Origin of the sequence: Vibrio sp. A2-1 (genome assembly GCF_021728355.1) — a bacterium.
Taxonomy (GTDB): Bacteria; Pseudomonadota; Gammaproteobacteria; order Enterobacterales; family Vibrionaceae; genus Vibrio; species Vibrio splendidus_K.
Window position 1 is genome coordinate 39,901 of sequence record NZ_JAKKCO010000007.1, and the last position, 26,406, is coordinate 66,306.

Genomic DNA, 26,406 nt, shown 5'->3' on the forward strand with positions numbered 1-26,406 from the left:
GCCTAATCTCTTATCTGATAGTGGTAACCTAGCCATTGCTTGAATTTCTTCACCACATGTAGGCTATGACGAAGCAGATCTCTGTCTGCTCGCTCCATCAGTTTGACGTTGATCTTGTTGCTGCTGTGCTGCTGAGAAAGCCTTTGGGCTAAGCGCCACTTAAAGAATTGTTTGAGAGCTTCACTGAGATTGTCTGCGGTGCTTTGCTCTAATACCTTCTTGCTGACCAGCTGCTCAATGCGTTCGAAGGTGTTGTTGACCGTGACACCATGCTCAAGACAGAGCGCTCTCACACCATGCACAATAGGGAAAATGCCGCCTTGTTTGATATCGAGCCCTGATTTGGATTTTTTTACATTACCAAACAGGGTGAGGGGAACCGAGAAGTTCAGAGCAGGGCGGCAGAATTCAGTCAGAATCAATTCCTGTCCGAGCATCAAATCACTGAGGTGTTGTTTTACTGGTTTTAATAACTCTCTGTTACCCGCAACGGCGTGTGCATCCGCCATGATAGCAATATCCATCACGGTGTCTGGCGTGGCTTTTTTTACCCAACGGGTGAGCGTTTGTTTCCACTCTTTTTCTGAATGTACCCATTTCGGGTTGTTGACCATCACATTGCCCGGGCACAGTGGATAGCCCAATTGCTGCAGTGTGTGGGTGAGATCGTTCATGGCACTTTGGCATTGATGCCACTCCAAGCCATCTTGAATTATTAGCGCGTTGTCTTGATCGGTTTTGAGAATTTGTTCTCCACGGCCTTCGGAACCCAATACGATTAGGCAGCAATGATTATGCAGTGCTGGTGGGATCACCAACTCAAAAGCTTTTTCTATGATCTGTTCATTAACCGCAGAAATTAGCTCCATGATAAAGCGCGTACGAATCCCGTTACTGAGCAAACTCTCGACCAGTTGACGCTGTTTGTTGGATGCCATTGCCAACTCTTCAACGCTGGTGGCTCGCGCAATACGTAAAGTGAGAACGTGTGAATGAGTGGAAAACGCACTGAGAATTTGCGTCATGTCCACCATACCAACTGCATTAAGACCATCACAAACCATCAGTCTTTTTACACGATTTCTAGTCATGGTAATCATGGCATTAAACAAAAAATCGCCTTGATTGACATGCATTACCGGAAAGGTCGCAATATCACCGACAGGGGTATCTAGTGGGAAATTATCCAGCATTACAGCATGTAATAAATTGGTCCGTGTGACGATTCCATACGGTAAGGTACATGATGTTCCAAAAGCTTTTGGAACATCATGATCCAAATGAACCAAAGCTGAGTCTAAACCTTGTTCTTTAAGGGTTTGAGTGACTTGGTTGATGGGTTGATTCGGCTTTAGTATCAGTGGTGGGTGATAAATAGATTCATCCACTTTGGTCAAGATAAATTCGGCCAAGTTTTGTTGTTGCTGTGCTGCTTCAATCAATGCTTTTCGTGTCGATAAGTTACTATCAAAGTAAGCCGCGAATTGCCCGTTGGCGTGGTAAAGATTGAGAAAAATATCAGTGGGCAGCAGATAACTTAATGTATCTTCGAGCGCGATATATTGGTGTTTGGTATGAGCCTCGAATTGGCTGCGGACGTCAAAAATATCGTCATTGGCATAGTGTGCATATATTTCACCATCACTACTTGCCCGCTCTTCTACGGCGCCTTTAATCAGAATATGCAGATGACGACTTGGTCGGTCAGCTTCCAATATCACCTCGAGCGCTCGGTAGTAAACCACATCCAATGATGAGCGCAGGGTTAACTGTTCGGCATCGGACAAACTATCGAAGGGTGGGTGCTGCATATTAAATTTATCAGGCATAAGCATCGAAACAAGTGGGAGTCTTTACTCAGTCTGACAAATTACCAGAGAAGCTCCAGACGACTTTAGTCTAAATGCGAATGTGGTTCTGGCTGAAGCATGATCTTGATTGAAGTGTGAAATGACGATTGGGTTCAATATGGGAATGTTATCTTAGTAATTATTCCCTTTTTCATCTTATGCGAGATAGGCATAATTGACGCTGCCTTTTTCTACACATTTTATAGGTCACCTATGTTTAACCCTTCCCCCTATGGTTGGATTTCCCAGTATTTCCTTGGTTTCTTTTTTGCATATGGCGTCTATTTGCCATTTTGGGCGTTGTGGTTTGAAGACCAAGGCGTTTCTGCAGGGGACATTGGCGTATTAATTGGTGTGGGTTTGGCTACGCGTTGTGTTGCCAACTTTGTGATAACACCGCGTATCCATAAAGTTGAGCATTTAATACCAGCATTGCGTTGCCTCAGTTTTGTCGCGCTATTATTTGTTGGTTTCCATTTCTTTACTGGTGGTAGCTTTGTATTGATGCTGCTAGCAACGGTAATGTTCAACCTCTGCTATGGACCGATTATTCCGCTTTCTGACGCAATGGCGAACCATTACAGCCGTCTCAAGATGCTCGATTACGGACGTACACGTTTGTGGGGTTCGGTTGCATTTATTGCAGGTTCAACGGTGGTTGGTTATCTGGTGGCTGAATTTGGCACGGATATGATTTTGTATACTGCGCTGGCAGGAGTTTTGGTTTCTCTGTTGTTCGCGATGAGAAACCCGAACGTAATGCCGGTGACAGAATCAGAGCAAGTCGCTGAAAGACCTAAACTTGGTCAACTATTACGTGAATCGTCGGTAGTGAAGTTTCTTGCATTGATGGCACTGCTTCAAGGAAGCCACGCCGCGTATTACAGCTTTAGTGCGATTTACTGGAAAGAGGCGGGGCACTCTGAGGCGATCATCGGTTATCTGTGGAGCTTGGCTGTGGTTGCTGAGGTGGCTGTATTTGCTCTGAGCAAGCGATTGTTTGCTGGATTATCATTGCGCACTCTGTTTGTGATAGCTGGTATCGGGGTAATGGCTCGTTGGGGTATCACAGCATCAACGATTGCGATTCCAGTATTGTTAGTGGCTCAGTTGCTGCACGGGGTGACATTCGCCATGGCACACATCGCGGCGATTCAATACATCCAATCTGAAGAACAGAACAAGATGGTTGCCCTGCAAGCTCTGTACAACGCGATCCCACTGGGTGCTTTTATCGCGCTAATGACGACCTTAAGTGGTTGGGGTTATGAGCTTTGGGGTGCGAATATTTTCTGGGGCATGGCTGCGATGGGCGGATTGGCCTTGTTCATTAAACTGGATGAAAGAAGCTCAGTCGTTGAGGTCAATCAAACAGCCTCAGCTCAATCTGATGCTCAGAATTAAAGCCCAAAGCACAGAATTTAAGCGATGCGATTGAGTTAAACGCACTTCCCTAGTTAAATTGAAACCTCTCCCTTATGGAGAGGTTTTTTTATGGATGAAGAAAGGGTTTTCAATGCAAGGATGGGTAGTAATTCCAGTCTCTTTAGCTTACTTGGGCGTGTTATTTCTGATCGCGTGGTATGGAGACAGGCAAGTTCGTTGGCTATCACGCTGGCGTCCATGGATATATAGCCTTTCTATTGCGGTGTATTGTACCTCTTGGACCTTTTATGGAACGGTCGGGCAGGCGAGCAATAACCCATGGTCCTTCTTGCCCATCTACCTTGCCCCTATTTTAGTTTTCACGTTGGGATGGCGGATCTTAGCTCGGCTGATCCTCATCGCCAAGCGTGAACACATCACCTCTATTGCCGACTTTATCGCGGCTCGTTATGGAAAATCTCAAGGCTTAGCGGTGGCGGTGACCATTATCGCTGTGGTTGGCATTCTTCCTTATATCGCCCTGCAATTGCGCGGTATTACCATGGGCTTAGATATTGTTGCGCCAAACCTAGCCACTGATTTTGGTTATCAGGACTATCACGTCTCTTGGTTTGTGGTAGGTGCATTGGCCATTTTTACGATGTTGTTTGGCACGCGACACATCGATAACACTGAACACCACCGTGGCATGATGATGGCTGTAGCGTTTGAATCCATCGTTAAGCTCGCGGCATTTTTGATTGTTGGCTTGTTCATCATGTACCTTGCGGTGAGCAGTGACAAAATTGACTTACTTGATGTGGCGGCTTCCACCTACGAATCGCCGAATATTCCGACCTTAATTATTCATACCGTTTTAACCATGTTGGCGATTGTCTGTCTGCCGCGCCAATTCCACACCATGGTGGTTGAGAACGAACGTCCTCAAGATCTGCATACTGCTCGCTGGCTGTTTCCGCTTTACCTGATTTTGATGGGACTGTTCGTGCTGCCAATTGCTTGGGCAGGACAAGGGTTGCTCACTGACATGCCGGCTGATACTTACGTTATCAGTGTGCCAATGGCAGAAGGTGCTAATCACATTGCTTTGTTAGCATTCCTCGGAGGTACTTCGGCGGCGAGTGGCATGGTGATTGTATCGACCATCGCATTAGCGATCATGGTTTCGAATGATTTAGTGATGCCATTGCTGCTGCGCCGTATGCGTCTAACCCAAAGAACACATCGACATTTTTCTGGCCTGTTACTGGTGATTCGACGCGGGTTAATTTTGCTGCTGTTACTTGGTGCTTGGTTGTTTTATCAGGCCCTCGATACTATCCATTCATTGTCGGCTATTGGCTTTCTTTCTTTTGCTGCGATTGCTCAGTTCGCTCCTGCATTAATTGGTGGATTGTACTGGCGTCCCGGAAACCGTAAGGGTGTTTATGTCGGTTTGCTTGTCGGTTCGGTGATCTGGCTGATTACCCTGATGAGTCAAACCAGCATGCTAGCGGGCGATAGCGAAAGTAACTTACTGCTGTGGATTATCACGCCGCCAGAACTGCTGAGAAGTTGGGATGTTAGCAGCTCAAATTGGGGCATAGTGCTGAGTATTTTACTCAATACCTTGTGCTATGCCGTGGTCTCGATGACGACCAGACCAAGCCTAAGTGAGCGCTTACAATCGGCAGCATTTGTTGGTACACCACTGCCTGAAAATGAGAACATCAGCCTCTATCAGAACCGTGTGACAGTCGCAGAATTAGAGATGTTGGCATCGCGTTTTGTGGGTCGCAAGCGAGCGAAAAGCGCCTTACACAGCTATTGGCAGCAACACGGTCAGCCGTTACTTCCCAATCAACAAGCACCTGCGAGTCTGATTCGACACGCAGAGCGCGTGCTTGCTGGGGTGTTTGGTGCTTCGTCTGCTAAGTTAGTACTCACTTCTGCTTTACAAGGCAGAAACATGCAGCTTGAAGAGGTTGCAACTATCGTTGATGAAGCCTCTGAGCTGTACGACTTCAGTCGTGGTTTACTGCAAGGTGCGATTGAACATATTGGCCAAGGTATTGCAGTAATCGACAAACAAATGAGGCTGGTGGCGTGGAATCAACGTTACTTAGAACTGTTTGAGTTCCCTGCTGGCTTGATTCAGGTTGGTCGACCGATTTCAGATGTGATTCGTCATAATGCTGAGCAAGGTTTGTGTGGTCCTGGCGACCCGGAAGATCACGTTCGCCGCCGTGTTTATCACCTTGAACAAGGCACCCGACATACTTCTTCTCGTATTCGTCCTGATGGTCGAGTGATTGAAGTGCAAGGTAACCCGATGCCAAGTGGTGGCTTTGTGATGAGCTTTACCGACATCACGGTATTCCGACAAGCTGAGCAAGCGCTAAAAGATGCTAACGAAAGCTTGGAATCGAGAGTGCATGAACGAACTCAAGAACTCGAGAAGCTTAACCATCGCTTGGTAAAAGCAACTCAGATTTCGGATCAAGAATCACAATCCAAGAGTCGTTTTCTTGCGGCTGTGAGTCACGATTTGATGCAGCCATTAAATGCTGCTCGTTTGTTTGCTTCTTCGCTATCTGAGGTCGCCAAAGAACAAGAGGTCAAACAGCTTTCATCTCACATCGAGAGTGCCCTTGGTGCGGCTGAAGATCTGATTGGTGATTTGTTGGATATCTCGCGCTTGGAATCCGGCAAGTTAGAAACCAACATTCATGCGATTGCCGTGCATGATGTACTAACCAATTTGAATGCGGAATTTAGCGCTTTAGCGATACAACAAAAAATCCAGTTTCAAATGATCCCATCGTCATTGTTCATTCATTCTGACCCTAAATTATTAAGACGAGTGATTCAGAACTTTTTGACTAATGCGTTCCGCTATAACCCTGAGGGCAAAGTGGTCCTCGGTGTGAGACGAGTGAATGGTCAGGTGCGAATCGATGTGTGGGATAACGGAACCGGTATCGATGAAGACAAGCAACAAGAGATCTTCGAAGAATTTACTCGTGGTAGCCAAGTGCGTGCTGATCAGGGGTTAGGGCTAGGATTAGCCATCTCCAAAGGTATTGCCCATGTGCTTGGTCATCAAATATCGATGCGTTCATGGCCGGGTCAAGGCAGTGTCTTTTCCATCACCTTAGCGAGAGCTGAAAAGGTGGCTCCGGTTGTACAAGCTTCGACGCCAATGGCGACCAGTGATATCGAGCACTTGAAAATATTGTGTGTCGATAATGAACGAGAGATTTTAGTCGGAATGGAGAACTTGATTGGTCGTTGGGGTTGTGAGGTTAAGACAGCCGTTGATCTAGTTGAAAGCTTGAAGTGCCTAGATGATGGTTGGCAGCCTGATGTGATTTTCTCTGATTATCGTTTGGATAATGGTCGAACCGGACTCGAAGTCCTGCAGCAGTGTCGTTTACGTCTTGGGGATTCTTTTGAAGGGGTCATCATCAGTGCTGATAGAACCGATGACATGCTGGCAGCGATAAAAGCCAATAGCTTCAGCTTTATCGCTAAACCCGTCAAGCCGCTAAAACTCAGAGCGGTCTTAAATCGGGTGAGCTAATTAATGAACGGATGTAGAAAAGGCCTCGGATGAGGCCTTTTTTGTTTCAGTAAGGATTGTTAATGCCTATTCGCTTTTTAACTAGATAAATAGATAAATAGATAACCAGCAATACCACCCTGTGTCAGTGTGGTTGGATCAAGAAGCTTGCTGAGTTCTTCTCGACTAAGGTCGGTTTCTCTTTCCGCAACATCAAGAATCGGTAAGCCTTCTTTGTAGGCCTTCTTGGCAATATCCGCCGCTTTGAGGTAACCAATTACAGGGTTTAGGGCTGTCACGAGAATTGGATTCTTTGACAGCGCTAAATCGAGATTGTCTTGGCGCACGGTGAAGGTAGCTATCGCTTTATCAGCCAGTGCGACTGAGCTGTTGGCTAACAACTCTATGCTTTCTAGAACGTTATGAGCAATAACTGGCAGCATCACATTCAATTGGAAGTTACCCGATTGGCCAGCAATCGTAATGGTGGTGTCATTACCAATCACTTGCGCCGCCGCCATGGCTGCAGCCTCTGGAATCACAGGGTTGACCTTTCCTGGCATGATAGACGAGCCCGGTTGCAGTGCTTGTAACTCAATCTCCCCTAAGCCAGCCAGCGGTCCGGAGTTCATCCAGCGAAGATCGTTTGAGATCTTGAGGATCGCAACTGCTGCAGTTTTAAGCTGACCAGAAAACGCAACGATCGCGTCTTGACTGCTGAGGTTAAAAAAGAAGTTTTCACTCGAGGTAAAACTGATCTTTGTCGATTGAGACAGGTTACTCGCAAACTTATCGGCAAAGCGTGGGTCGGCATTGATGCCCGTACCTACCGCTGTGCCACCTTGAGCAAGCGCCTTGATTGCTGGCAAACTGCTTTCAATGGCTTGCTTGGCGTGTTCAATCTGGAACTTCCAACCACCAAGCTCTTGAGCAAAGGTAATCGGCATCGCATCCATTAGGTGAGTACGACCTGTTTTTACTACCTCAGCAAGCTCTTGCTGTTTAACTGTAAGTGCTGCAGAAAGGTGAGTTAATGCAGGCAACAATTTGTTTTCTGTCATCAAAGCAACGCTCACTTGGATCGCCGTTGGCACGACATCGTTACTGCTTTGACCCATGTTGACGTGATCATTGGGGTTCACGTCGCCTTGTAAGCTTCTTGAAGCGAGCGTGGCAATGACTTCGTTGGCGTTCATGTTGGAGCTAGTACCTGAGCCCGTTTGGTAAACATCAATAGGGAATTGCTCGAGGTGTTTACCCTCAATGATCTCTTGGCTTGCTTCGGCAATTGCGTTCGCAATATCACCTTCTAATAAGCCTAATTGAGCGTTGGTATCGGCGGCGGCTTGCTTAATTAACGCCAGTGCTTGAATAAAGCTGGTTGGCATCTTGTGCGAACTAAACGCAAAGTTATCCGCGGCACGTTGAGTTTGTGCCTGGTATAGCGCATCGGCAGGAACTTTAACTTCGCCCATGCTGTCTTTCTCAATCCGAAATTCTTGGGTCATGTTCTATCCTTGTTAGCCAAGTGGAGCTTGGACTTGTTGTAGTGTCTGGCTGATATTCAAAAAACGCGCTTGGCCGTGCGGTTGCTGGCGGTAGTGGCGTTTTAAATAAAATAGTGGAGAGTGAATAGAGTCTAGGCAGATATGGCGAAAGGTGAAACTGTGGTTAGGAGACTCAATCGCTTCAATTAAATGAAAGAAAACTTGGCGTAGGTACAGTTCACACAACAGGATATTTTCTTGAGCGGCATGCTTTTCATAGTAAGCCGAAAGCGTGAGTGCGCATTCGATATAGTCTCGAATCACAAACGGTTCGTTACCTTGAACTTGCTCTAATGAAGTAAAGCGATCCTGTGCTTTGTAAAATCTCGAATAGAGAACCTGCTGCTCTTTCATCATCATTTGCATCTCTTTAATGGATGTTAATGATAATTATTATCAAATGAGAATTTAAAAACAACCCTTTCTTTAGTCTTTTTATAAAATGGCAGGAAAAAAGAAAAGCCGATACATAAAGTATCGGCTTTCTTGAGTCAGTACCTAATCCCTACAATGTAAGTACTGATTCATTTTCTAAGTACTTCTTATCCTAGTCACTAAGTCGCGAGCTTCTTAGTGGTCGTGAGCTTCACCAGCACCTTTAGGATAACGGATAGACTCAACCATCTCTTGTACATCTTCAGGAACTTCAGCGGTCACTTTGTTCACTGCAATTGATACTACAAAGTTTAGACACATACCTAGCGTACCGATGCCTTCTGGGCTGATACCAAACCACCAATTTTCCGGTGTGCTTGCTGCTGGGTTAATGAACTTGAAGTAGATGATGTAGCTTGCTGTGAAGGCAATACCTGACAACATACCTGCAATAGCGCCTTCCTTGTTCATCTTCTTGTAGAAGATACCTAGGATGATGGCAGGGAAGAAGGATGCTGCGGCTAAGCCGAAGGCAAACGCTACTACCTGAGCTACGAAACCTGGTGGATTAATACCTAAGTAACCAGCACCGACAATCGCGACCATGGCGGCCAAACGAGCGGCTAACAGCTCCTGCTTGTCGGTCATGTTTGGTCTAAAGCCTTTCTTCAACAAGTCATGTGAAATCGACGTTGAGATTACCAATAGTAGACCTGCGGCTGTTGATAGTGCGGCTGCTAGGCCACCGGCTGCGAGTAGTGCTACAACCCAGTTAGGTAGTTTTGCTAGCTCTGGAGAAGCCAGTACGATGATGTCACGGTTAATCTTCATCTCGTTGCGTTCATCGCCCGAGTAGAACATTTTGCCATCGCCGTTCTTATCTTCCCAACCTACTAGGCCAGTGCTTTCCCAGTTTTTGTACCAGCTTGGTGCGTCTGCTGCTGCGACACCTTGCATGTCTGGGCCGTTAATCGTTTCGATCATGTTTACACGAGCGAAAGCTGCAACGCCAGGTGCTGTTGTGTATAGCAATGAGATGAACAGTAGTGCCCAACCCGCTGAGATACGAGCATCACGTACTTTTGGTACTGTGAAGAAACGAATGATTACATGTGGAAGACCCGCAGTACCGACCATTAGAGCTGCACAGATGAAGAATACATCCACCATGCTCTTGTTACCTTCGGTATAGGCGGTAAATCCGAGCTCTTCGGTTAGGCCATCCAGTTTATCAAGAAGATAAACATCCGTGCCAGATAGCGTTGAACCCATACCAACTTGTGGTAGTGGGTTACCCGTCATCATGATTGAGGTAAAGATTGCTGGAACAAGAAAGGCGAAAATGAGGACACAGAATTGAGCTACCTGCGTATAAGTGATGCCTTTCATGCCACCCAGTACTGCGTAGAAGAACACAATACCCATACCAATGATGATGCCTAGGTTAATATCAACTTCTAGGAAACGAGAGAATACAACGCCAACACCACGCATCTGGCCTGCAACGTACGTAAATGATACGAAGATTGCACAGAATACCGCTACCATACGTGCTGTTTTCGAGTAGTAACGTTCACCGATGAAATCAGGAACCGTAAACTGACCGAACTTACGTAGGTAAGGTGCTAAACATAGCGCAAGTAGTACGTAACCACCTGTCCAACCCATTAGGTAAACCGCACCGTCGTAACCAACGAATGAGATGATACCTGCCATTGAGATGAACGATGCTGCCGACATCCAGTCAGCGGCTGTTGCCATGCCGTTTGCTACTGGGTGTACGCCGCCGCCAGCAACGTAGAATTCACTAGTTGTTCCAGCACGAGCCCAGATTGCGATGCCGATATATACTGCGAAAGTAATACCGACGAGAATAAACGTCCAAGTTTGAATATCCATGTTCTAGCCTCTAGTCTTCCTGTACGTTGTATTTTTTGTCCAGCTTATTCATGCGAACAACGTAAATAAATATCAACGCCACGAAGGTATAAATTGAACCTTGTTGAGCGAACCAAAAACCTAGCTTAAATCCGCCAAATTGAATGGTATTGAGGACATCCACAAATAAGATGCCAGCGCCGTAAGACACCACAAACCATATTGCGAGTAGTGTTCCCATTATTCCCAAGTTTTCCTTCCAGTAGGCTTGAGCATGTTCCGTAGATTCGAACGCCATTGCCTTCTCCTTTATTCCGTTTTCGTAGAAACCGTTTTTGTGAAACCGTTTTGTAAAATAGCGTGTTAACGTAATGTTACGATTTAGAATGTAGCAAGGATAAGTCAAGGGATCTGTGCAACTTTAGTCGGGATGGTATTAGCGCTAATGTACTGAAATATGGGAGCTAGGAGACATAACCATAGAAAAATGTGATGTTACAGTATTGTTAAATTAGCCAAAGGTCTAACAAAAAGGGATGAATTAGACTGCGAGTCATAAAATTTAACAACTAAATGACCGAGAAACGGTATTTAGCTCTGCTTATGACACGAAGCGAAACATAAGTTTGTTATAGTAACTAAGGCACTTTCACCGACCGTGCCTTGCTAAACGGCAGAAGATCAACAGGCTTAAAGCTCGGATTTTATTCTTTGGGGGAACGAATTGGACGCAATAACCATTAACCACTTATTCTTGACTGGTGCCGTACTCATCGCCATCAGCGTACTTTTCTCACAAGTGTCCTCTCGATTGGGCGTTCCTATTCTTTTGATCTTTTTGTTCGTTGGTATGTTAGCGGGTGAAGATGGACCCGGTAATATTCATTTCGATGATTACTCACTGACCTACTTGGTGAGTAACCTTGCGCTTGCTGTGATTCTGTTGGATGGCGGTATGCGAACCAAGGTAGCGAGCTTCAAGGTCGCTTTCTGGCCTTCGCTCTCGCTGGCGACGATAGGTGTCGCATGTACAGCAACCTTAACCGGATTAATGGCGGCTTGGCTGTTTGACTTGTCATTAATGCAGGGCATCTTGGTCGGGGCGATTGTTGGCTCAACCGATGCGGCAGCGGTATTCTCTTTGCTGAAAGGGCAGAGTCTCAATGAGCGTGTGGGTTCAACTCTAGAGATCGAATCAGGCACTAACGACCCAATGGCAGTCTTTCTGACGGTGACCTTAATTGCGCTGTTAGGTAACCCTGACGCTGAGATGGGAATGAACTTCCTACTGCAAAGTTTTGCGATGCAGTTTGGTATCGGTACTCTTGTTGGTATTGGCGGCGGCTGGGTTCTATGGAGCTTAATCAATCGAGTACAGCTGGCTGATGGCCTTTATTCCATTCTGGTACTCAGTGGGGGCGTGGCTCTGTTTGCGTTCTCTAACATGCTTGGTGGTAGTGGCATCTTATCGATTTACCTAGTCGGTCTGTTCATTGGTAATCGTCCAACTCGCTCTCGACACTCTATTCTTAATGTACTTGATGGCATGACGTGGCTAAGCCAGATCGTGATGTTCTTGGTGCTGGGGCTATTGGTTACGCCATCGACCTTAATGGACATTGCACTTCCTGCGTTAGCACTGGCTTTCGGTATGATTTTGTTTGCTCGTCCAGTGTCGGTTTGGTTGGGTTTGCTGCCGTTCAGAAGCTTTACCACCAAGGAGCGCTGGTTTGTCTCTTGGGTCGGTTTACGTGGTGCAGTGCCGATCATTTTGGCGGTTTTCCCGATGATGGCTGGCCTGCCAAATGCTCAGCTGTATTTCAATATCGCCTTCTTCGTGGTTATGGTTTCGCTGATTGTTCAGGGCGGCAGTTTAATGAAAGTCGCGAGACTCGCTAAAGTGACCTTACCACCAACGCCGACACCGATTTCTCGTACCGGCATGGAGATTTACCCGACCAGTGAGTGGGAGATGTTTGTCTACAAGCTGAAAGAGGAAAAGTGGTGTGTCGGTGAACCGCTCAAGCGTTTATCGATGCCTGAAGGGACGCGCATAACCGCACTGTTTCGACAAGATGCCTTGCTTCACCCATCGGGCAGTACCATATTAGAGGCGAACGATATTCTCTGTGTACTTGGTCAAGATAAAGATCTAAATAGCCTAAGTGAGCTGTTCAGTGAGGCACCTTTGGCAGAAGAAGCCGCTCGATTCTTTGGTGACTTCTTCTTAGATGTTGGGTTATCGGTCGCTGCGGTAAGCGATTGTTATGGTATTGAACTTGGCTCGGAAGAAGAGCGAGAAATGACGCTAAAACAATTGGTTGATCAAGAGCTTGGGGCACACCCGGTATTAGGCGATAGCTTTGAGTGGCATGACATCACTTGGGTGGTGGCAGATATAGATGATCATAAAGTCGTCAAGCTGGGTTTATGTTTGCCTAAGACGACTTTAGAAGAGGATGTGAGTGAAGCTTAATTGTGGACTTCTTGTAGCAAGATAACCGCTTGAGTTCTGTTTTTCACATCCAGTTTACGGAAGATGGCTGTCATATGCGCTTTGATGGTCGCTTCCGAAACATTCAATTCATACGCGATTTGCTTATTAAGTAGGCCGTCAGAAAGCATTCCCAAGACCTTATATTGCTGAGGTGTCAGTGAGGAAAGTTTTTCTGCAAGGTCGTTGCAGGCAGCATTATTGGTGATCAGTCCTTCAGGAAAGAACGGGTCGCCATTCAGCACTTGATTGAGCGCGCTCACCAATTCACGCATATCACTCGATTTAGGAATAAAGCCAAAAGCACCATGACTTTTAACTTGGCTGACAACGCTAGCATCCTCGCTGGCTGATATAACCACAATCGGTAAATCTGGATATTCAGCGCGTAGCTGAATCAAGCCTGACATACCATTCGCGCCCGGCATTTTTAGGTCGAGAAGCAATAGATCGGGTTCGTCTTCTTTTTTCAGTAGGGTCAGTAAGGCATCGAGAGAATCGGCCTCAAGCAGATTCGCACCGCTGATCGCCATGTGTACTGACTGAAACAGAGCGTTACGAAAGAGAGGGTGGTCATCGGCAATGATGATGGTATAGGTCGAGTCCATGACGTTCATACTTTTAACAATTTAGTTAATATTTATTATCATCCTGATTGAGTATGTGGACAATATTTATGCATTAAAAGTCTGAACCATATCGACTTTTATTCCCAGAATAAGAAACCGTTGCTTTCAATAACACAAAAGCCGCGTAATCATCTCACTTAGGGAGAAGATTACGCGGCTTTCAGATTTACTCTATATAACTGAATAGCTTAGAAACTGTCAGTTACTGTTGTCGCTGCTGTTATAACAAGCTTATAGCTGGTGGTCTTGCATGTGTTTTAAGAATAAATCAGCTGGCATAAAACCGGTTACACGAGCATTTGGAACATGGTTACCCTCACCGTCCCAGAACTCAATGGTAGGTAAACCTAACACTTGTAATTGTTTAAGCAGTTCAATGTCTTGAGGCATGTTCTTGGTTACGTCTGCTTGAAGAAGCACAAAATCTGAAAGTTTATTCTCGACATCGGCTTGATGGAAGGTGTACTTCTCGAACTCTTTACATGCCACACACCAATCTGCGTAGAAATCGAGCATCACAGGTTTCCCCAGTTTTCTTGCTTCGATCAGCTGTATCTCTAGCTCTTCAACGGTGTTGATGCGTGCAAATTGGATCGGTTGCTCAACCACGATGTTATTTTCTGCAAACCAGTAATTCAATGCAGGTTGTGCTGAGGCAAACAACCCAAGCATCGCGATGATGCCAACAGCGCTCTGTTTCCAGCCACCAAATGGTAAGGCATTCTTGCTGTGGTAAAGCCAGCCAAACGCAATGAAGCCCAATCCAGACCAAAGCACCGTTGCCCACAACTCAGGGATGATGCGTTCCAGCAGGAAGATAGGAGCAGCGAGCAAGATAAAGCCGAATACGATTTTCACTTTATCCATCCAGTTACCCGCTTTCGGTAGTAACTTATTACCGAATACTGCAACCAAAATTAACGGTATTCCCATTCCCATCGCAAGGGCGTATAAGGCAATCGCACCTGTAAACAAGTCACCACTTTGAGCGACATACAGTAGCGCGCCTGACAGCGGTGCTGTCGTACAAGGCGAGCATACTAAACCAGAGATAGCACCCATAGCGAACACTCCTAAGGTATTGCCACCTTGTTGCTTGTTACTTTGGTTGTTGAGCCAGGTTTGGATACTGCTTGGTAGTTGCAGGTTATAAACACCGAACATCGACATGGCCAGAGCCACGAACAGAACGCTCAGCGCAATTAGCACGTAAGGATGTTGCATGGCTGCTTGGAACTGCATGCCCGCAGAGGCAACCACTAAACCCAATAAGGTGTAAGTTAACGCCATGCCTTGCACATAGATGAAGGACAGCATCAGCGCACGACCTTGGCTGAGCTTACCACCACCTAATACGATACCCGTTAGAATCGGGTACATCGGTAGAACACACGGAGTAAAGGCTAAGCCAACACCGAGTGCTAAGAATAATAATGGAGTCCACCAACTGTCACCGAGCTTATCGGCTAAGCCTGCTTCTTTTGAAACGGGAGCATTGGTTTGTTGAGCGGTATTGCTTGCTGTGTCAGCTGTAGGAGAAGAGGGTTGTACTGAATTGTCAGCTTGAACCGCGACATCAGAAGAACCTTGCGAGGCACCGCTTTTTTGCACATCACCACTGTTTTGTACATCACTGCTTTTTATATCCCCAGGAATCGTCGCAGTAAACGGTTCAATGTCGATTACTCGAGTTTCTGGTGGGTAGCAGAATCCAGCGTCAGCACACCCCTGATATTTCACGATCAGCTGTGAACCATTTTGATAGTTCTGTAGAGGAACTTGCACGAATAACGGCTGAGTATAAATACTCACCTCACCAAAAAATTCATCTTGGTGTGGTTGGCCATCTTCCATTTCAACATCACCGATAGCGAGATTTTGGCCAGTGAACGAGAGGCTATGTTGATAGAGGTAGTAGCCTTCTTTTACTTGCCAGTCGAGAAGAACTTTGCCGTCTTGCTGGTAGTAATTGAAAGGGAAAGCTTGGTCTACAGGAACAAAGCCATTGTTATTGGCTCCGAAGCTTGGCTCGGCGTTGTTGTTTCCAAAAGCCGCGAAGGCTGGCTGAGTGAATAAGGAAACACAAACAAAAAGTAATGTGGCAAGTCGTCGCATACTGTCAGTCATCAAAATGGAGTTAAAGGTATCTTAACTCAATCAGACCGTAATAGTTGGCTATTAGTTTCATCGACAAATAAATATCCCCTAAGGTGGGTGAGCCAATTTATTGAATAACAAACAGGTGGTGAGCTGCGCCACTGAAGTTATCAGCCCTTGTCGTTGAAACATTTAGGCAACGCCCAAGCGTGCTCTTACTACTTGTTCGCAAGCATCAATATTACTCGTGTCTTTTGGAATAATTAAAACCGTATCGTTACCACCAACGGTTCCGATAATTTCTGTATGTGGATCGATATCAACTAACCTTGCCACCAGTTGTGCGCAGCCTGGGTTTGTTTTTACGATGACCATTGCTTGGTTGTGAGTAATCAATTCGATTTGTGATGAGATTGACGCATCGACACGCACAGGTGCGCTTTCAACGGTTATACAGTAGACTTTTTTACCACAAGCATTCTGAATTTTTACGACGCCAAGCTGTGACAAAATGCGTGATACGGTCGATTGGCTAATACCTGTGTAGCCAATATCGACGAGTTTCTCTCGCAGTTGATTTTGGGTTGAGAAGCTCTGTTGTTGTAGTAAGCGTTTGCACGCTGCAGTCAGTGTTTTATCTTCAGCTGAATACAAGCAACCGTGCTCAGTAATTTCGTTCATGAACAACTCCTTAGAGTCAACGTGTGGGTATCGCTTGTCCATAGCGCCGAGCGCACTCCCAAAGCCGTAGAGTACGATTTTAAAACAGGGCTTACCGGTGAATCCCTAAGTCTAAGGGGAAGGTATGCGTGATGTATGATCTTCTATGCAGGCAGTCTACCACTAAAGGATAGTTATCTTTTTGAGGGGGATCACCAAATAAAACTCTAGTTAACTGCTTTTAATTTGGAGTTTTATTCTATTGTGAAATGGATATTTATTCCGGGTTTGGCATAAATATCCATTAAGATTAATGTGCTTTTGAGTCCGTGATAATGGTGCTAAGGGTTAGCGAATTTCACTCATGATCTCGCGAGAGAATACTTTTTCACAATAGTGGCACTTGAGTTGTACTTTTTCGTGTTTTAGCTGCACTTTAAAGCTACTTTCAACCGGTTCGCCGTGCGAAATGCAGTTGCTATTTGGGCAAGCGAAGACACTATTGATTTTATCTGGTAACACGAGCGTTAGTTTGTTGACTACTTTGTACTCTTCAATCTGATTCACAGTCGCTTGCGGAGCATACAGAGCCAATTGGTTTCCTTGTTCCTTGGTCAGAAAGATGTTCTCAATCTTGATTAGGTCTTTATTGCCGAGCGCTGATGATGGCAGGTTTAACCCCATCGTGATGCGTTGCTCTGTTTTATGTAGCTTGAACAGTTTGAGAATTTTAATCCCAAGATGAGCAGGGATGTGGTCAATGACACTGCCGTTACGGATCGCTTCTACTTGTAGCTGAGTTTGTTTAACCATGACTGTTTCTCCTGCTTATAAAGTGTCGTTAAGAACTAGGGCTAATAGGGCTTCGCGAGCGTATACACCGTTTTCAGCTTGTTCGAAGTAGTAAGCGTGTGGCGTTTTATCGACGTCGGTTGTGATTTCGTCGACACGTGGTAATGGGTGAAGCACCTTCATGTTTTGGCGTGCGTCTTTCAATGTATCGGCGGTTAGGATGTAAGCCGATTTCATGTGCGCGTATTCAGATGCATCAAAGCGTTCTTTCTGTACGCGAGTCATGTAAAGAACATCCAGTTCAGGCACGACTTCTTCAATGCTGGTGTGTGTGCTGTATTGGATTCCCATCTCTTCCAATTCTTCACAGATATAATCTGGCATCTCTAAGACTTCTGGCGCGATAAAGAAAAAACGCACGTTATTGAATTTGGATAGCGCTTGCGTCAATGAGTGCACAGTGCGGCCATACTTTAGGTCGCCGACAAACGCCACATTGAGGTTGTCGAGCGTGCCTTGAGTTTCATAAATCGAGAACAGATCCAACAAGGTTTGAGTTGGATGTTGGTTTGCACCGTCGCCACCATTCACGACCGGAACACCGTTAGAAAATTCAGAGGCTAAACGTGCCGCGCCTTCTTGTGGGTGACGCATGACAAAGGCGTCGACGTAAGAAGAAATGACCTGCACTGAATCTGCAAGTGTTTCACCTTTCTTAGCCAGTGATGTGTTGCCGCCATTATCGAAGCCAATTACCGTGCCGCCAAGGCGTTGAACTGCGGTTTCAAATGAAAGGCGAGTTCGAGTTGAAGGCTCAAAGAAGCAACTCGCGACAACCTTGTTTTTCAGTAATTCCGGATTTGGCTCAGCCTTGAGCCTTGCTGCGGTATCGACGATAAGCTCCAGTTCATTACGAGTGAGCTCTGGAATAGAGATGATGTGCTTGTTAAATAACGAATGCGCCATAACGGGTCTTCCTTCTATGCATACAGTCAAATTGCAGACAAAAAAAAGCCCCCTAAAAATAGGAGGCTTCGAAACGATCAATAGAGCAAAATAAAAATGATACCAACGCCATTCTAAGGCGTATTGGTTGACAATCATGTGCGACAAAATTGCGGTTCATTTTTTGCTCTCTTAAGACAAATTGCGGAGGATTATACTCAGATAAAAAGGCCATGCAATACTTTCTGTAAAGTATTCATTTTATGGATTTTTATGCGAAATAACGTCCGTTTTTAACTTCCATTTAAGCCTTTGTTGAAACTGAAAAACTTGTGTTTTTTTTGCGATAGTCTCTTCAATCGAATGAAAAAAAATGCGAGCTTTATCCAAGGGCTAAATCCCAAGTACGCCACCCGCATTTCCCTGTTATTGCACTTAACTTATTAACGTCTTGCGAACAAGTGAGTGCTTAACTGCTTAACTTCTTAACTTCTTAACTTCTTAACTTCTTAACTTCTTAACTTCTTAACTTCTTAACTGCCTAGTGTCGCGACCATTACTGCTTTGATGGTGTGCATGCGGTTTTCAGCTTCATCGAACACGATAGAGTATTCAGACTCAACCACTTCATCTGTCACTTCAACGCCGTCTTTTAGCTGAGGGTACTCAGCCGCAAGTTGTTTACCGATCGTGGTGTCTTCGCCGTGGAAAGCGGGTAGGCAGTGCATGAACTTCACATGTGGATTACCTGTTGCTTTGATCATTTCCATGTTGACTTGGTAAGGCATCATTAGGTTGATGCGCTCAGCCCACGCTTCTTTTGCTTCGCCCATAGATACCCAAACGTCGGTGTATAGGAAATCACAACCTTGCACGCCTTCTTGAACATCTTCAGTTAGCGTGATTTTGCCGCCAGTGTGTTCTGCGATTTCACGACATTGAGCCAATAGCTCTTCTTGTGGCCAGAATTGTTTTGGAGCAACAAGGCGAATGTCCATGCCCATTTTCGCAGCGCCAACCATCAGAGAGTTACCCATGTTGTTGCGAGCATCACCTAGGTAAGCAAAGCTGATTTCATGCAGTTGTTTACCACGACCGTATTCCGTCATAGTTAGGAAGTCAGCAAGGATCTGTGTTGGGTGGAATTCGTCAGTCAGACCATTCCATACCGGTACACCAGCGTAAGCGCCTAGCTCTTCAACGATTTCTTGACCGAAGCCGCGGTATTCAATGCCATCGTACATACGGCCAAGAACGCGAGCGGTATCTTTCATTGATTCTTTGTGGCCAATTTGAGAGCCAGATGGGCCTAAGTAAGACACTCGAGCACCTTGGTCGAACGCGGCAACTTCAAATGCACAACGAGTACGAGTAGACGTTTTCTCAAAGATAAGCGCAATGTTTTTGCCAGTCAGTGTTGGCTGTTCGTAACCGTTGTACTTCGCTTTTTTTAGCTCCATAGAAAGATCTAACAAGTGTTGAATTTCGCGTGGAGTGAAATCTAGTAGTTTTAGGAAGTTACGATTGCGTAGGTTAAAAGCCATGATGTATTCCTTCTTAGATTTAGGCGCTTTCTTGTTACAGGGAAAGAAAATTCAAGAAAGCGCGATTCAATTTTTTAGTTAAATTTGTTCGGTTCTGTTTGTTTCGTTTAATTCTGTTTTCGCAAGTTTTAAAAGCTCTCAAGGTTTCAGCTTCTTAAGCTTTAAGGTTCTCAAGCTTTAAGTTTTTCAAGATGATAAAGCTCGCTAGTGCGTTAATCTTTGGTGATATTGGTGCCCGCTTGGCCTTGCAGTATTTGCAAGCCATCTTCGAGTGCGCCGATACCAACCACTTTGCCGCCTTGTTGAATGAATTCGCATGATGCTTCAATTTTTGGCCCCATTGAGCCTTCATCAAATTCAAACTTCTCCAATTCACCTGGTGTGGTACTGCGTAGTGCGTGTTGAGTTGGTTTGCCCCAATCAAGGTATACAGCGTCAGCGTCGGTCAAAATAAGCAGCGCATCTGCATCCAATTGTTTAGCTAAGAAAGCGGCCGACATGTCTTTATCGATAACAGCTTCAACCCCGACTAATTTGCCATTCTCTTTTTTCACTGGGATACCACCGCCACCAGTACAAATGACTAGGTGACCCGCCTCAATAAGCTGTGTGATCGCTTCGTGTTCAACAATGCCTGTCGGTCTTGGGCTTGGTACTACACGACGGAAATGTTTGCCATCTGGTTTTACTATCCAGTGGTATTTTTCCGCCAATTCACGTGCTTCTGCTTCTTCGTAGATCGGGCCAATTGGCTTCGTTGGATCAGCAAATGCAGGGTCGTTCGGATCGACGGTCATTTGCGTTAGCATGCATGAGATGTTGCGGTCAGGCAGGTAGTTCTTAAACTCTTGCATCAACATGTAGCCGATCATGCCTTGAGTTTCACTGCCCAAAACATCTAGCGGGTATGGGTTTACTTTTTTGTATTCCAAACCTTGCAAGGCAAGTAAGCCAACTTGTGGGCCATTACCATGCACTAACACGACGTTGTACACTTTCGCGATTTCAGAGATGGTTTTAACCGCTGTTTCAATATTACGGCGTTGAACGTCGGCTTCTAACGGCTCACCGCGACGAAGTAGGGCGTTACCGCCGAGTGCAACAACAACAGTTTGCTTAGTCATAATTGTGTTCTCTCATTTTGGCCAAGTTGAGATTATTTAAGATTGTTCAACTTGGCCGTTTTCGTCTTAGTGATTAGATACCATCACGCTCAATTGGGCAGCTCATGCAGCGTGCGCCACCACGACCGCGGCCAAGTTCGTCTCCTGGAATCGGAAGAACCGTGATGCCTGCTTTGTCGTATTTTTCGTTGGTGTATGTGTTGCCTTCGTAGCCAATAACGACGCCTGGTTTAACTGTCAGTACGTTGTTCGCATCGTTCCACTGTTCACGTTCCGCATGGAAGTTGTCACCACCTGTGGTGATTAGGTTCAGCTTGTCTACGCCAAGTGCTTTTTCGATAGCGGTAACGAAGTAGCCTTCTTCTTTCACTTTTACAGCGCCAGATTCATCGCCAGTTAGGTTCCAACACTGCACATCTTTACTCACCACTTCAGGGTAAACAGAGAACGTATCTTCACGCATGTGAGTCATAACGGTGTCTAAGTGCATGCAAGAGCGGTGTTTTGGTAGCTGCATTGCGATAACTTGTTTCGCTTGGCCGTGTTTGAATAGGCTAGATGCTAAGTGCTCAACACCTTGTGCTGTTGTACGTTCAGACATGCCGATAAGCACCGCGCCACGACCGAGCACAAGAACGTCACCACCTTCAATTGTTGAGTTGTCGTAGTTGATTTTTTCTTCATCGCCGAAGTATTTAATGAAGTCTTGTCCTGCGAATGTTGGGTGCCAGCGGTAAATAGCGCGAACGTGGTTTGTTTCACGTTGACGAGCAGGTTTCGCCATTGGGTTGATAGATACACCGCCGTATACCCAGCAAGACGTGTCGCGAGTAAATAGGTGGTTTGGTAGAGGCTCGATAATGAAGTCGGTTGGTGCGTGCATGCCTTGCATCATTGAAGATGATTTCATTGGCATCTCAGCGTAAGACAAACCGCCCGTTAGAATTTTTGCTAGCTCTAGGTTTGGTAAGTCACCCAAGTAGCAGCGCACATCATTGGCGAATGTTTTACCCAAACGGTAATCAGATACTTGGCAGCTTAGTAGCCAATCTTTCGCTTCTGACACCGCTAGTGTGTCGGCTAGCAAGTCAGTAAGAAGAAGAACCTCAACACCTTGATCACGTAGCGTTTGAGTAAATGCGTCATGCTCTTTACCTGCACGCTCAACAGCCAGTACGTCATCAAACAGCAAATCGTGACAGTTAGAGGGTGTTAGGTGAGTCAGTGCGCGTCTTGGACGGTGAACTAGAACGCGGCGTAATTGACCTATTTCAGAACCTACATAGAACTTACTCATGATCGTCTCTCTCTTATATATGTGAATTACTTTTATTGCTAAGAGTAATTATTTATTTTCAGTTGAGAAGAATGAATTATTTTATTCATATCTCTTGTCTGGAATTAATATTACGCCTGCTAGTCAGGTATTCTTAGAGATCTATCACAAATCGTTTTTTATCCCACAGCCCTTTAAAATCAAGGGTTTTAACAAACTTTATGCACTTTCAACTATTGTCAGACTTTTCTAAATAGTTAACTCCTTGGGAATATTATGCATGCTTTTTTCATTCGCCTAGCTAGAATCCAATTTGTGAGGGATTATATGCAAAATGGTTTTATTGATAAGAATGAGCTTAGATTGGAAGTATGCAATGTTAGTATTTATATATTTAATTTTGTACGTAGAATTAATTATTATTTAACAATTTAAATGCGAATAAAGCTATTGTGGTCACACTTTATAATTGGGCTTTTTAAGCCGGTTTTCTATAAAAATCACTACTGTTTCCTCTTTGGTTATTACGGAGTGAATTACTTTAAATATAATTAACGCTAATAAATGACTAAATATTTGTATAAATATAAGAGCGAAGAATAGTTGGCGTTTTATTAGCCTTAATGTTGATATTTAAACGTTGGCTTACTCTTTGTCGCAAGTGGTTTTTGCTTGTTTAAGCTTTGCTACTGAGATAGGTCATAGAGAGGCGTTAAATGAAGCGTGTGCAGCTCGGCAGGTTGTTTTGGTGATTGGGCTGGAATTGGATTAGATAGCAATAAAAAAAGCCGCTATGGAAGCGGCTTTGGATGAGAACGGAGTGAAGTGCTTTAAGTTAGATAAGCGCACCAATACTTAGTACAACGATGCAGAACACCATTAAGATACCGACTAATGGCATTACCCATTTAACCCAGCGAACATAAGGGACGCGGGCAATTGCCAAGCCACCCATTACTACCGCAGAGGTCGGTGTGATTAGGTTCACCAAGCCGGAAGCGGATTGGTAAGCGGTGATAACAAGGTCACGACCGACGCCTGCAAAATCGGCCAACGGTGCCATGATCGGCATAGTCAGTACCGCTAAACCAGAGGTCGAAGGTACCAAGAATGACAAGAGAATCTCTAAGAAGAACATCACGTTAATAAAGATAACCGAAGATAGCCCGGTCACCATTTGTTCTGCAGAGAAGAGAATGGTGTCGGTGATCATACCGCGGTCCATTACGACAACGATACCACGTGCGATACCTATGATAAGCGCAACGCCCAGTAGGTCTCGAGCACCGTCAATGAAGCTAGTGGTAAACTCTTCCTCGCTCATACGAGATACAATTCCGACGATGATGGTCGCCGCTAAGAACATCGCGGAGATCTCAGCCATCCACCATCCAGCAACGGATACGCCGTAAATCATCACAGCGAAAGAGCCACCGAAAATGGTCAAAATCAGTTTACGAGTGGCGGTGAATTCAAGTTTTTCACCACTCGCGTTACCAAGGAAATGTGCTTTGTTCTCTTCGTATTTGTCGTAGACAATCGATGTTGTTGGGTCAGCTTGAACCATTCTTGCGTAACGCATGACGTAAGCGACACAAATACCCCAACCAATAATCAGCATACCAACACGCAGCACGATACCGTCGGTGAATGGGATACCAGAGGCGTTGGCAGCAATAACGGTCGCGAATGGGTTAATCGTTGAACCTAGTACCCCAATCCCTGCGCCAAGCAGTACCGTGGCAGCAGCCACTAGAGGGTCAAAGCGAGCGGCCATCATTACTGGTACTAGCAGCGTATAGAATGGCAGTGATTCTTCCGCCATGCCGTAGACGGTACCGCCAGCAGCAAACAGCGCCATCAGTATCGGTATCATCAACTCTTCTCGCCCTTCTAGGCGGGCGGTGACACGTTCGATACCGGCATCAATAGCACCAGTTTTGGTTACTAGTCCTAAGAAGCCACCAATGATTAGAATGAACAGTGAAACGTCGATGGCTGCAGCTTCATAGCTATTGTGGTCGTAGAAACCGTCAATGGGCGCGAGTAGTACGTCAATCACACCTTGAGGGTTACCTTCTACTGCTTGATAGGTGCCGGTTACCGGTACTTCTCGACCTAACTCTTCATTCATTGCTCGGTCGTATTGGCCTGCTGGAACAACCCAGGTAAGCAGGGCTACGAATGCAATTAGAATAAATAGAATGGTGTAGGCAGAAGGGAATTTAAAGTTGGCAAAGAAGCCGCCCTTTTTTTTCTCGCTTGGTATCGTCTGAGTCGTCATGGCTATCTCCTTACATCATCCTAAATAGAATTGACGTGAATTAGCGACTAATGTTTATAGATTGTAAATACAGTGATATTTATAAAGCATTCAACGATATGAAATTATTGCCCTTATAGAGCGGTTATCTATATGACGTTGCCGACTTTAAATATAAGTATCTTTATATTTATATATCCAAATGAATTAAGATTTAATTTAACTGCGGTTATTTTATTCCTTACGTCGCCATTTAATTTTGGTATTGTTCACAAAAATAGTGACCAATGAATAGGCTTAAAAACGTTAGAAAAAGAGCAAGGTTTTTTGGTTAGTTAGCTTGGATTAATATTCGATGTAAATTAGATAGAAACAAGGGGTGGTTGCGTTGGCAGGCATTGTTAATGAATGGCGTGAATATTCTTGGAATTTTATTCAAACGTTATTTTTGTTCGGGTTTTTAAGTTTATAATGTTTATTTGATACGTATCAAATAAACACATTGTTCAGAAAAGAAAAAAGGAAGCCGAAGCTTCCTTTTAGGTTTGGTTTTTCAGCGAGTGTTAGATAAATAGACCGCCGAATGCGAAGCCTAGTGCTACCGCTGTACTGATTGTTGCTACACCAGGAATGAAGAATGGGTGGTTAAATACGTACTTACCAATACGAGTTGAACCTGTGTCATCCATCTCAACTGCTGCCAGTAGCGTAGGGTAAGTTGGAAGTACGAACAGTGCACTTACTGCAGCAAAAGAAGCTACGGCTGTTAGTGGTGCTACGCCAATCGCTAGAGCTGCAGGCATCAGTGCAACCGTTGTTGCGCCTTGAGAGTAAAGCAGCATAGAAGCGAAGAACAGAACAAGAGCCAGCATCCAAGGGTAGTCAGCCAGTAGAGCACCAGCAACGTCTTTGATTTCAGCAACGTGTGCATTCACAAACGTTGAACCTAACCAAGCCACACCCAGTACACAAACACACGCTGTCATACCTGAACGGAATGTTGGAGCCGAAGAAATCTTCGCTGCATCAATCTTAGTGAACATCACGATTGCCGCTGCTGCTGCCAGCATCACAGACATGATCGCTTCATTACGGCCCAGTGCTGGGTTTTCAATTAGGCCAACAGAGCTAGAGATAGCGGCTGCGTAGCAAACAACAAAACCAATCGCCGCAAGGAAGATGTAAGTCGCTTTTTTCGCTGTTGGTAGAATTTCGCGTTTCTCTTCTGTTGCTAGCTTGATTAGACCTTTCTCTAGACGTTCTTGGTAAATTGGATCGTCTTTCAGTTCACTGCCCATGTAGTTCGCGACAACCGCACCAACCATACAAGCGATGAAGGTTGTTGGAATACAAACCATCAATAGCGTTAGGTAATCGACACCAAAGGGTGCAAGCATCGCTGCGAAAGCTACAACTGCTGCCGAAATAGGCGAAGCTGTGATCGCAATTTGAGAGGCTACAACTGCGATAGACAGTGGACGAGAAGGACGAACACCTTGGCCTTTTGCTACTTCTGCAATAACAGGCAGCGTAGAGAATGCTGTGTGACCAGTACCCGCCATTAGTGTCATTACAAAGGTCACAATCGGCGCGTAAAAGGTGATGCGTTCAGGGTGTTTACGCAAGAAGTTTTCTGCAATTTGTACCAACCAGTCCATACCGCCAGCAACCTGCATTGCTGCAATTGCGGTGATAACCGACATGATGATCAAAATTACATCGACCGGGATAAAAGATTGGCTTGTTGGAACACCAAGAATTAATGAAAGGGCAATAACACCAGCACCACCGGCAAAACCAATACCGATACCGCCAATTCTGGCCCCCAAAAAGATAAAGAGCAGGACGACAAATAGTTCTACTGCAATCATAAGTAACACCTCATTTTAGATTTTATTATGTGAACATTCGCCACTGGAATGTTCACATAATAGTTCTATGGTTTAGGTCTAATTAAGCAAAAACGCAACTAACGGAAATCCACAAGAACAGCATGGTTAACCGT

The 26,406-nt window shown here is 45.3% G+C and carries 18 protein-coding genes; 3 read left to right on the forward strand and 15 right to left on the reverse strand.

What is annotated here, in order from left to right; all coding sequences use genetic code 11:
- Positions 1 to 2: 2 nt before the first annotated feature.
- Positions 3 to 1,835 carry a DUF294 nucleotidyltransferase-like domain-containing protein gene (locus tag L3V33_RS18575; RefSeq protein ID WP_237291020.1) on the reverse strand — a complete coding sequence of 611 codons (1,833 nt, stop codon included), beginning with the start codon at positions 1,833 to 1,835 and terminating at the stop codon, positions 3 to 5.
- Positions 1,836 to 2,063: 228 nt separating this feature from the next.
- Between L3V33_RS18575 and L3V33_RS18580 the strand changes: the two genes are divergently transcribed.
- Positions 2,064 to 3,254: a 3-phenylpropionate MFS transporter gene (locus L3V33_RS18580; protein ID WP_237291021.1), complete on the forward strand. Its 1,191-nt coding sequence runs from the start codon at positions 2,064 to 2,066 to the stop codon at positions 3,252 to 3,254.
- 112 nt (positions 3,255 to 3,366) lie between these two features.
- Positions 3,367 to 6,798 (forward strand): PAS domain-containing hybrid sensor histidine kinase/response regulator, encoded by a 3,432-nt coding sequence (locus tag L3V33_RS18585; RefSeq protein ID WP_237291022.1) that lies wholly within the window; start codon positions 3,367 to 3,369, stop codon positions 6,796 to 6,798.
- Between the two features lie 77 nt (positions 6,799 to 6,875).
- Here the strand turns inward: L3V33_RS18585 and L3V33_RS18590 are convergent, their stop codons facing one another.
- From L3V33_RS18590 to L3V33_RS18605, 4 genes are all read right to left on the reverse strand, one after another.
- A complete protein-coding gene (locus L3V33_RS18590; RefSeq protein WP_237291023.1) occupies positions 6,876 to 8,285 on the reverse strand; it encodes a class II fumarate hydratase in 1,410 nt (469 codons plus the stop codon).
- A gap of 12 nt (positions 8,286 to 8,297) precedes the next feature.
- A complete protein-coding gene (locus L3V33_RS18595) occupies positions 8,298 to 8,684 on the reverse strand; it encodes a hypothetical protein (protein WP_081009021.1) in 387 nt (128 codons plus the stop codon).
- A 210-nt stretch (positions 8,685 to 8,894) separates the two neighbouring features.
- Entirely contained in the window at positions 8,895 to 10,598 is a 1,704-nt protein-coding gene (locus L3V33_RS18600; RefSeq protein WP_054548240.1) for a sodium:solute symporter family protein, read from the reverse strand.
- Between the two features lie 10 nt (positions 10,599 to 10,608).
- Positions 10,609 to 10,875, reverse strand: a complete 267-nt coding sequence (locus L3V33_RS18605; protein WP_004729726.1) for a DUF4212 domain-containing protein — start codon at positions 10,873 to 10,875, stop codon at positions 10,609 to 10,611.
- Positions 10,876 to 11,301: 426 nt separating this feature from the next.
- Between L3V33_RS18605 and L3V33_RS18610 the strand changes: the two genes are divergently transcribed.
- Positions 11,302 to 13,053, forward strand: a complete 1,752-nt coding sequence (locus L3V33_RS18610; RefSeq protein ID WP_237291024.1) for a potassium/proton antiporter — start codon at positions 11,302 to 11,304, stop codon at positions 13,051 to 13,053.
- Here the strand turns inward: L3V33_RS18610 and L3V33_RS18615 are convergent.
- The 10 genes from L3V33_RS18615 to L3V33_RS18660 form a co-directional block, all read right to left on the reverse strand.
- Complete coding sequence (locus L3V33_RS18615; protein ID WP_017073756.1) at positions 13,050 to 13,679, reverse strand: response regulator transcription factor; 630 nt, start codon at positions 13,677 to 13,679, stop codon at positions 13,050 to 13,052. The genes L3V33_RS18610 and L3V33_RS18615 overlap by 4 nt on opposite strands.
- A gap of 252 nt (positions 13,680 to 13,931) precedes the next feature.
- Positions 13,932 to 15,815: a protein-disulfide reductase DsbD gene (locus L3V33_RS18620; RefSeq protein ID WP_237291025.1), complete on the reverse strand. Its 1,884-nt coding sequence runs from the start codon at positions 15,813 to 15,815 to the stop codon at positions 13,932 to 13,934.
- 174 nt (positions 15,816 to 15,989) lie between these two features.
- Positions 15,990 to 16,478, reverse strand: coding sequence for an arginine repressor (locus L3V33_RS18625; RefSeq protein WP_029224885.1), 489 nt, complete (start codon positions 16,476 to 16,478; stop codon positions 15,990 to 15,992).
- A 327-nt stretch (positions 16,479 to 16,805) separates the two neighbouring features.
- Complete coding sequence (pyrI, locus tag L3V33_RS18630; RefSeq protein ID WP_017073752.1) at positions 16,806 to 17,270, reverse strand: aspartate carbamoyltransferase regulatory subunit; 465 nt, start codon at positions 17,268 to 17,270, stop codon at positions 16,806 to 16,808.
- 15 nt (positions 17,271 to 17,285) lie between these two features.
- The gene (gene pyrB, locus L3V33_RS18635) at positions 17,286 to 18,215 is read right to left on the reverse strand and encodes an aspartate carbamoyltransferase (RefSeq protein WP_017073751.1); all 930 of its coding nucleotides are present in this window, start codon (positions 18,213 to 18,215) and stop codon (positions 17,286 to 17,288) included.
- A 512-nt stretch (positions 18,216 to 18,727) separates the two neighbouring features.
- The gene (locus L3V33_RS18640) at positions 18,728 to 19,738 is read right to left on the reverse strand and encodes an ornithine carbamoyltransferase (RefSeq protein ID WP_237291026.1); all 1,011 of its coding nucleotides are present in this window, start codon (positions 19,736 to 19,738) and stop codon (positions 18,728 to 18,730) included.
- Positions 19,739 to 19,950: 212 nt separating this feature from the next.
- Positions 19,951 to 20,862 (reverse strand): carbamate kinase, encoded by a 912-nt coding sequence (gene arcC / locus L3V33_RS18645; RefSeq protein WP_114634083.1) that lies wholly within the window; start codon positions 20,860 to 20,862, stop codon positions 19,951 to 19,953.
- A 73-nt stretch (positions 20,863 to 20,935) separates the two neighbouring features.
- Complete coding sequence (gene arcA / locus L3V33_RS18650) at positions 20,936 to 22,159, reverse strand: arginine deiminase (protein WP_237291027.1); 1,224 nt, start codon at positions 22,157 to 22,159, stop codon at positions 20,936 to 20,938.
- Positions 22,160 to 22,973: 814 nt separating this feature from the next.
- The gene (locus tag L3V33_RS18655) at positions 22,974 to 24,422 is read right to left on the reverse strand and encodes a YfcC family protein (RefSeq protein ID WP_114634081.1); all 1,449 of its coding nucleotides are present in this window, start codon (positions 24,420 to 24,422) and stop codon (positions 22,974 to 22,976) included.
- Positions 24,423 to 24,964: 542 nt separating this feature from the next.
- On the reverse strand, positions 24,965 to 26,272 hold the full coding sequence (locus L3V33_RS18660) for an anaerobic C4-dicarboxylate transporter (RefSeq protein WP_004729714.1): 1,308 nt from the start codon (positions 26,270 to 26,272) through the stop codon (positions 24,965 to 24,967).
- Between the last annotated feature and the right edge of the window lie 134 nt (positions 26,273 to 26,406).